General features: G+C 73.1%; 5 protein-coding genes. All 5 read right to left on the minus strand.

All coding sequences use genetic code 11. From position 1 onward, the window contains the following. Window positions 1–426: enoyl-CoA hydratase-related protein (locus RMO85_RS08435; protein ID WP_310528280.1), on the minus strand; the 426-nt coding region annotated here is incomplete at its 3' end. A gap of 39 nt (window positions 427–465) precedes the next feature. After that, entirely contained in the window at window positions 466–1,065 is a 600-nt protein-coding gene (locus RMO85_RS08440) for an ACT domain-containing protein (protein WP_310528281.1), read from the minus strand. A gap of 65 nt (window positions 1,066–1,130) precedes the next feature. After that, a complete protein-coding gene (recD, locus tag RMO85_RS08445; protein WP_310528282.1) occupies window positions 1,131–2,882 on the minus strand; it encodes an exodeoxyribonuclease V subunit alpha in 1,752 nt (583 codons plus the stop codon). Next, entirely contained in the window at window positions 2,879–6,226 is a 3,348-nt protein-coding gene (locus RMO85_RS08450) for a UvrD-helicase domain-containing protein (RefSeq protein WP_310528283.1), read from the minus strand. The genes recD and RMO85_RS08450 overlap by 4 nt, the downstream gene beginning before the upstream one ends. Then, on the minus strand, window positions 6,226–8,938 hold a 2,713-nt coding region (gene recC, locus RMO85_RS08455; RefSeq protein ID WP_310528284.1), incomplete at its 5' end, for an exodeoxyribonuclease V subunit gamma. The genes RMO85_RS08450 and recC, both read right to left, overlap by 1 nt.

An 8,938-nucleotide genomic window follows, 5' to 3' on the forward strand; every position in this document is an offset into this window, starting at 1 on the left:
GAATCGGATGAGTCGCTGGCACTCGAGGATGTGCAGACGGGCGAGCTTGGCGCGGTCGATCGGGTTGGGGGGCGCCGCCTCGTCGAGGTGGCCATCGGTCTCGTACTGGTAGCCCGCCTTGCCACGGATGCGCTGGTCGCCACCGGTGCAGAACGCCCGCTTGCCGTTCTTGTCGCTCGGGCCGTTGCCGGTGAGCAGCACGCAGCCGACGTCAGCGGAGGCGCGGGCGTGGTCGAGCACTCGCAGCAGCTCGTCCACGGTGTGCGGCCGGAACGCATTGAGCACGTCGGGCCGGTCGAAGGCGATCCGCACCGTGCCGTGCGCCTTGGCCCGGTGGTAGGTGAGGTCGGTCAGGTCGTCGAAGCCGGGCACCGCGTCCCAGGCCGTCGGATCAAACGTCTCGGACACGCCCTCGATCGCACTCATGTGGCCACACCTTAGTGACGATCGGCACGAGGGCGGATGTCAGGCGCGGTTGATCGATCGCGCCAGCCCCAGGAGGTGGCCGAGGCGCGCGAGCTCGGACTCCAGGAACTCCGGTCCGCCGCGCCGACCCAGCACGATCAGGTCGTCGCCGAGGGGCGCGCCGCAGAGCACGCTCACCTCGTCGTCCGGGAGGCGGGACGGCCGGTCGAGCTCCACCCACGTGAACTCGGTGGGCGCTGCTTCGGTCCTTCGCGAGACGGTGCCGTCGGCGCCGACGCGGACGGCCCAGTCGACGCGGAAGGTGACCGGCAGCAGGTCGATCACTCGGTTGAGTGCCTCGGTCGGGTGGGCGGTCAGCTCCTCGACCACCTCGAGGTCCAAGAACAGGTTGCCGCCTGCGGCGTACCGGCTGATCCACAGCACCTCGACGCCGTCGAGCGCGTTGCAGGCCGAGACGATCGAGTCGGGCATCGCCCCGGGCGCCATCTCGAGCAGCACGTCGTCGACCGCGGTGCCGTCGTGGCGCTTCTCGACGATCTCGATCGCCTCGATGTCGCCACCTGCCTCGCCGATCGCGCCCGCCAGGCGGCCCAGGGAGCCGGGGACGTCGGGCAGGGTGACGCGCAGGAGGAAGGGCACCGCCACAGGCTAGCCGCGTGGTGTTGCGGCAGTGTTGCCGAGCCGCCGCCGGACGCTCAGGCGTCTCACCCGTCGGCGAGTCGCGCCCGAAGTCCGCTCGCCCGCTGCGCCTGTCGGGCGATCGCGGCGCGCACGGCCGCCTCGGGACCGATCACGCGGACCTTGGTCTCGGCACGGGTCACGGCGGTGTAGAACAGCTCGCGGGTCAGCAGCCGTGACTCCTCGTCGGGGAGCAGCACCGTCACCACGTCGGCCTGGCTGCCCTGGCTCTTGTGGATCGTCATCGCGTGCAGGGTCTCCACGTCGCCGAGCCGCGACGGCGCCAGGTCGAGCGCACCGGTGCTGGTCGACACGGCCACCCGTCGGCCGGCGGGCGTCTCGACGACCACGCCGGTGTCGCCGTTGTAGATGCCCAGGGTGTAGTCGTTGGCCGTCACCAGGACAGGCCGCCCGACGTAGGACGTCTCGTAGAGCGGGTCACCGGTCTCCTGGCTCAGCCACTGCTCGATGCGCCGGTTCCAGTGCCGCACGCCGAAGGGCCCGTCGCGGTGCGCACACAGCAGCCGGTGACGCTCGAGTGCCGCCAGGGCCTTGGGCCCGTCGCCTGCGGCGGCCGCGTCGCGTACGGCGAGGGCCGCGGGCAGCGCCGTGGCGCGGATCGCCGACGCGGGGTCCGGATCGGTGATCCACTCGACCTGGTCGTGCCCGGCTCGGAGCGCCTCGATCGCGGCGTCGGCGTCGCCGAGGCGCAGAGCCTCGGCGAGTGCCCGGATCTCCTCGCCGTAGCGGTGGGCCGTCCTCAGGGCGGCGACCGGGGTGTCCGGCCGACCCTCGTAGCCGCGCACGAGGTCGGTCAGCACCGCCCCCGCGTCGACCGACGACAGCTGGTCGGGGTCGCCGACGAACACCAGTCGGGCATCGGGGCGCACGGCCTCGAGCAGCCGCGCCATCATGGTCAGCGACACCATCGACGTCTCGTCGACGACGACGAGGTCGTGCGGCAGCCGGTTGCCGCGGTGATGACGGAAGCGGGTGCGGTTGCCGGGGTGGGTGCGCAGCAGCCGGTGCAGGGTCATCGCGCTGACCCCCGCCAGACGGGCCCGGTCGGACTCGTCGAAGGTGGCCGCGTTGGCGCGGACCGCCTGCTCGAGGCGGGCCGCCGCCTTGCCGGTGGGGGCGGCCAGGGCGATGCGCAGGTGCTCGCCGCGCGCCTCGGCCTGCTCGTGCAGCGCGACGAGCAGGCCCGCCACGGCCGTCGTCTTGCCGGTGCCGGGACCTCCAGTGATCACGGTCGTCCACTGGCTGGCGGCGTGGGTGCAGGCGGCGCGCTGCTCGTCGTAGCCCGCGTCGGGGAAGACCCGGCCCAGCGACGACGCCAGCAGCGCCGGGTCTGTCCGCGGGGTGGACGCCGCCCGGCTCGTCAGGTCGTCGAGCACCTGGGTCTCCTGCTCGTGGTAGCGGTCGAGATAGAGCAGGCCGTGCTCCCAGTGCAGCACCCCGAGGCCGACGAGCGGGCTTCGCTCGATCGCAGCGGACCACGCGCCGAGCTCGGGCCACGCCAGGTCGAGGTCGCCCAGCTGGGTGGTCACGTCGGCCAGTTCCAGGCACACCGAGCCACCCCGCACGGCCCGGCAGGTGAGCGCGATGGCGAGCAGCACGTCCGGATCACGCTCGCCCCCGAGCTGCCCCAAGGTGGTGGCGATGTGCACGTCGGCGGCAGTGATCACGCCTGCCGCGTTGACCACGGCCAGCGCGGGCGGTGCGGTCAACGCCAGGTCCCGATCGTGCTCGTCGACCGGCTCGAACAGCTCGCTCATGCGGACGCCCCCGCTCGCTCGTCGGAACCGTCCAGCAACCCGGACAGCTCCTCCACCAGGGCGACCGGCGGCCGCCAGGCGAACACGCCGCACGGCGCCCCGTCGATGCGTGGGGTGTCCGGCCCGCACATGCCGCGGAGGTATAGGTAGAGCACGCCACCCAGGTGGGATGCCGGGTCGTAGTCTGGCAGTCGCCAGCGCAGGAACCGGTGCAGCACAACGGTGTAGAGCAGGGCCTGCAGCGGGTAGGCGGAGTGCCCCATCGCGTCGTCGAGCACCGCCGGGCGGTAGTCGTGCGCGGAGAGCGGCGCATCCAGGTCGCCCAGCCAGTTGGTCTTGTAGTCCACGGTCAGGAACCGTTCCGTGCCGTCGACGGCGACGCGCAGCACCACGTCGATCGACCCGGTAAGGTAGCCCCGCAGCGGCTGGTCGGCAAGATCCGCGTCGTCCTCGAGGGTGTCGGCGTAGGACAGCACGGGGTCGCCGACCGGCAGGTGTCGCCGGAGCAGGGGTGCCAGGTCGCCGAGGCGCACCCCGATCGTGGGATAGGTCGCGTCGTCGCCCCCGGCGAGGGGCAGCTCGAAGTCCAGCTCGCGGAGCCGGTCGGGGAGCCGCAGGTCGAGCAGCGTCCGGTCGGCGGCGAGCGGGCCGAGGGGGCTCGTGCACACCGCGACCAGGGCATCGGCCAGCGCCTCGGCGTCGAGGTCGACCGGCCACCAGACCAACTGTTCGGTGATGTGTCCGAGCAGCTCCGCGCGGAAGTCGGCGGCGGCCGGATCTGCGTGCTCGAGCACGGCGTGGACCAGCGAACCGAACGTCGCGCCCACCGGCAGGTCGGCCATCGGCGACGGCACGGCCGCGGTCTCGACGTCCGGGGCGCCCGCCTCCAGCAGGACGAGCGCGTCGTCGACCTCCGGCGGCTCCTCCGGCTCCGACATCGGCTCCGACCAGGAGCCGCTGTCGGTGTGGGCCGCGCCGGCGGCCGAGAGCGACGAATAGGACGTACGCCGCCAGGCGGTGTCGACCGTGCGCGTGAACGTCCGCACCGAGAGCGCGTCCGCCGCGTGTGCGAGGGGAGTGGGATCGGGAGGGGTCAGCGTGGCCGGCTCGACGACCGGGCCGCCGGCGGCGTCCCAGTGACCCAGGATCTCGAGCAACCGCTCCTCGGCGACCAGTGGCTGCTCGTCGGGCACCACCGCACCCTGTGGGCGCCGACCGAACAGCATCCGGTGCAACGGCGAGGCGGGCGTGTTGCGCTCGGCCGGGGCGTACCACGCGACGACCTGCGACTGGGCTCGCGTCAGCGCGACGTAGAGGAGTCGCAGCGACTCGCCGGCGTCCTCGCGCCAGTGCCGGGCCACGGCGTGCCGGTGGAAGGGGCTGCGGCCGCCGACGTCGCGGCAGCGCCGGCCCTCGTCGTCGTGGAACAGCGGGATCTCCGGGTCGTTGCCGACGTAGCGGTTCCACAGGGTCGGGAGGTAGACGACGGGGTATTGCAGGCCCTTGCTGCCGTGGATCGTGACGAGCTGTACGGCGGCGGCATCTGAGTCCAGTCGCCGGGTGCGCTCGGAGGCGACCTCGAGCTTGTCGTCAGCGACCTGCTGGCGCAACCAGCCGAGCAACCCGACGATGCCGAGCCGGTCCTCGACGCTCACCCGGTGCAGGGCTTCGCCGATGTGGCGGATGTCGGTCAGCGTGCGCTCGCCACCCACTCGACCCAGCACGCGTGCGGTCAGGCCGGCCACGACGGCCACCTCGAGCACCGCGGCGACCCCGCGCGTGGTCAGGACGTCGGTCAGCGTGCGCACGCGGTCGGCGAGGGAGTCGGTCAGGTCGTCACCCCCGGCGTCGAGTGCGGCCGCCGAGTAGCCGAAGAACGAGGTCAGCGCCGCGGCGCGCACCCGGTCGCCGCGGTGCGGCTGCTCGAGCGCTTCGAGCAGGGTCAGCCACTCGGTGGCGGCGGCCGTGTGGAAGACGGAGCCGCCGGCGTTGATGACCGAAGGGACACCCACCGCGAGGAGCGCCTCCTGGGTGGCCTCGAGCTCGCTGCGCCGCGCGGCCAGCACCGCGACATCGCCGGGCACCAGCGGCCGGCCCTCGAACGTCGCGCCGCTCTGGATCAGACGCTTGATGTCGTGCGCCGCGTCGGTGATGACGTGCTCGCGCCACAGGGCCACCGGGGGCTTGGACCGCGGACCCTTGCCGAGCTCGGTGCGGCGTACGACCCGGAGCCGGAACGGCGCCCCGGCACCTGCCAGGCGCGACTGCGAGAAGTGCGCCTGCACGGGGTGGACGACGATGCGCGGGTCGCCGAGGGTCGCACCCTCGAGCAGCGCCTGGAGCGCGTCGAGCAGGGGCTGGTCGCAACGCCAGTTGACCCCCAGTGTCTGGGTGGTGCGCGCGGCGTCGCCAGCCGCGAGGTAGGTGACGATGTCACCGCCGCGGAAGGCATAGATGGCCTGCTTCGGGTCGCCGATCAGCACCATCGTGGTCGACTCGGCGAAGGCCCGCTGGAAGACCTGCCACTGCACCGGATCGGTGTCTTGGAACTCGTCGATCAGCACGAACTTCCAGCGGCGACGCATGCGTGCCCGGGCCGGGGCGTCGAGCTCGGTGAGGGCGTCGGCGAGCTGGCTGAGGAGGTCGTCGTAGCTGAGCACGCCCAGCCGGCGCTTGCGGCGCTCGAGCTCGGCGAGCACGTCGGTGGCGAAGCGGACCCGCATCGCTGCGGGCGACTCGGGCGCCTCGGTGAGCACGGCGATCGGCTCGATGACGGCGCGCGGGTCGCCCACGACGTTGCGGGCGAGCTCGAGGGCCTGCGCGCGGGTCCACGGCGGCGTCTCCTCCTCGCCGAACCGGGCGAGGTAGAGGTCGTCGACGACCTCGGAGGTCAGCTGCTCGAGGTCCTCGACCAGGGTGGCGCCGGCGTCGGTGTCGCCCGCGACGCCGAGGCTGCGCAGCACCAGCTGGCAGAACTGGTGGATCGTCGCGATGGTGGCCGCGTCGAACGAGACCAGCGCAGCCGTGAGCCTCTGCAGCCGCCGGGCGCGCTCGGGTTCGCCGCCCGCGAGCAGCCAGTCGTGCAGCCGGTTGTCCGGTTCGCGGGTCGAGGCGTCGGTGAGCACCTGCACCGCCTCGTCGAGCTGGGCACGCACGCGCTCGCGCAGCTCCTGGCTGGCGGCCCGGGTGAAGGTGACGACGAGCATCTCGTCGAGGGCGACCTCGCCGGCGGCGACGTACTTCGTGACGAGGGCAGCGATCGTCCAGGTCTTGCCCGTGCCCGCGCTCGCCTCGAGGAGGGTGATCCCCGGCTCGAGGTCGCGCGTGATGTCGAAGGTCTCCATCAGATCCCCCGGATCTGTTCGTTGCCCTGCGCGTCGGCGCCGATCAACGGGCTCCACAGCCGCCACGCGAAGTGTCCGAGTCGGTGAGGTGCCGGCCCGTCCTCGCCCGCACGCAGCGGCCCACTGAGCAGGTCGTAGTCGGCGTGCGGACCGAAGGCGCGGACGTGCCACACGTCGGAGTCCTCCTTCGGGAATCCCGACTCGTTGAATCGCGGTGTCAGCCACTCGGCCCGGGCCCGGGCGTCGGGGTCGCCGTCACTGCCGCCCTGGGTGCGGCGGAACTCCTCGGCCCAGGCCAGCGACGTCCTGACCGGCAGCGGCAGCGGTTCGCGCAGACCAGCTTCGTAGAGGGCGACGAGATCGCGCAGCCACGCGCGGGCGTCGTGCTCGGCGAGCGGGCGGACCATCGCGACCTGGCCGCCGGAGCGGTGCTTGCCGATGGTGTGGGCCGTCCAGTTCTCGTCGGGCCGGCCGGCCGCGAGGGCCAGCGCGTTGAGCCAGGCAGCGAGTCGCTGCTTGGCGCCGAGGTTGGAGAAGGAGACCGCGACGAGGTTGTTGCCGAAGATGTCGCCGATGGTGCCGGTGACTCGTCGGTCGCCCAGGTCGATGTCGACGTCGAGGGTGCGGACCGGGCCTCCCTGCAGGCTGAGAGCACTGAGCACGAGGGGTCGCACCTTGGTGATGATGCCGTCGAGGACGCCCTTGCCGAGCGGTCCGGGCGGCAGCTGCCCGCCGACCTTGAGCGCTTCGCCGACGGCCGTGGCGTCGGCCCCGCCGAGCACCGCCATGGCCAGGTGGTCGCCGGCCGCCCACTGCTCGAGGGCGTCGAGGGTGATCGGGATGGCGTCCTTGATCTCGTCGGCGTCGTAGGGCTTGGTGATCCGCAGCCGTCGACGCAGGAAGCCCTGGACCGGGTGCCGGAGGAACTCCTGCAGGTCGGCCAGTGAGACCTCGGTGGCCGGCGGCTCCGCGGCGGGGAGCGCGGTCGGCACCAGCTCGCGCACCACCGTCCGCTCTCCGCGCGCTGCCTGCGCGCCGGCGAGCGCCGAGCGGTCGAAGGTGAAGGACCCCGCCCCGCGCAACCGGCCCGGGATCAGGTTGGCCTGGTCGAAGGGCTGCAGCGGGTGGTGGGTCAGCACCTGCCCACGCACCGGCGCGGCGGCAGTGCGGTCGAGCGCGTCGAGCAGCTCGCCGAGGGGTACGGCGGGGGGTCGCTCGGCGCCGGTGTGCTCGCCTCGTCCGGTGTAGGTGATCACCAGCGTCTCGGTGGTCGCGGCGATCGCGTCGAGCAGGAGCTGGCGGTCCTCCGAGCGCACGTCGCGCTCGCCGGTGCGTGGTCGCCTGGCCAGCACATCGTCGCCGTCGACTCCCCCCACGCGCGGGAAGACGCCGTCGTCGAGTCCGACGAGGCACACGACGCGGTGCGGCACCGAGCGCATCGGCACCATCGTGCACACGGTCAGCGTGCCGGTGCGGAAGTTGGAGCGAGTGGGTCGTCCGCGGAGTCGCTGCTGGAGGAGGGCGCGGACGTCGGCCTGACGCAGCAACGTGTCCCTCTCGGCCGCACCCGCGGCGATCCGGGCCAGCTCGCGGTCGAACTGCGCGACCTGCCAGATGTCGGCCACCGGAGTCGAGGTCAGCTGGTGCACACCCGCGCCCAGCACCCGGGTCCAGTCGACGACGGTGCGTGCCGCCTCCGCCCCGGTGAGGAACGTGTGCAGGCGGTCGACGAACTCCGCGAACCGGCCGGCCGTGTCGAGGTCTCCGTCGCTGACGTCCTCGACGGGGAGGGCGCCGGCGATCTGGCGGTGGTCCAGGCCCGACATCGCGGCACCCAGCAGGATCCGACGCATCCCGGCGGCCCACGTGTTGGCCGCCAGATCGCCGAGCCCGAAACTCGCACGATGCTCGGCGTCGTACCCCCAGCGGATGCCGGCCTCGCCGACCCACTGGGCGATGCGCTCCATCGCGTCGTCGCCGAACCCGAAGCGTGCTCGCACAGGATCGGCGCCGGCCAGGTCGAGGACCTGCGTCGCGGTCAGCCGCCCGCGCACCAGCTCGACCAGCTGGGCGGCCACGCCGAGCAGCGGGTTGGTGGCACCGAGGGCGCGGTCGGCCAGGCGCACCCGGAGCTGATGGGCCGGGTGCCCCCGGCCCTCGGCGATGTCGGCCAGACCGAACCCCGCCGAGATCAGCGGCGCATAGGTCTCGATGTCGGGACACATCACCAAGATGTCGCGCGGCTCGAGCGTCGGGTCGTCCTCCAGCAGTCCGACCAGGACCTCGCGGAGGACGTCGATCTGGCGCGCGGATCCGTGGCAGGCGTGGACCTGCACCGAGGAGTCCTCACCCGTGCGCGTCGCCCGGGTGATGGCGTCGGGCGCGGCGTTGGCGCGGAGGTCGGACTGCAGCCAGCCGAGCAGGGTGTCCGGCGGCGCGGGCGCGCCGGCGGTGTGTGCGGTGGGTACGTCGCCCAGCGTGCGTCGCAGCTCGCGCGAGTCGCGTCCGAGCGAGCCGAGGAGCGGATGACCGACGAGGTCGGCGGAGTCGTCGGCGACGCGCGGCACCTGACTCTCGCGGGCGGTCGGGGCCAGCGAGCCCCACAGGGCGGGGGAGGCCTGCGGCAGCCACAGGTGCACGTCGCGGAGGGCGCCGAGCGCGTTGAGGAGAGCGACCTCGGTCTCGGGCAGCCGGGTGTGGCCGAACAGCGAG

The organism is Nocardioides sp., assembly GCF_031422975.1.
Classification (GTDB): Bacteria; Actinomycetota; Actinomycetes; order Propionibacteriales; family Nocardioidaceae; genus Nocardioides.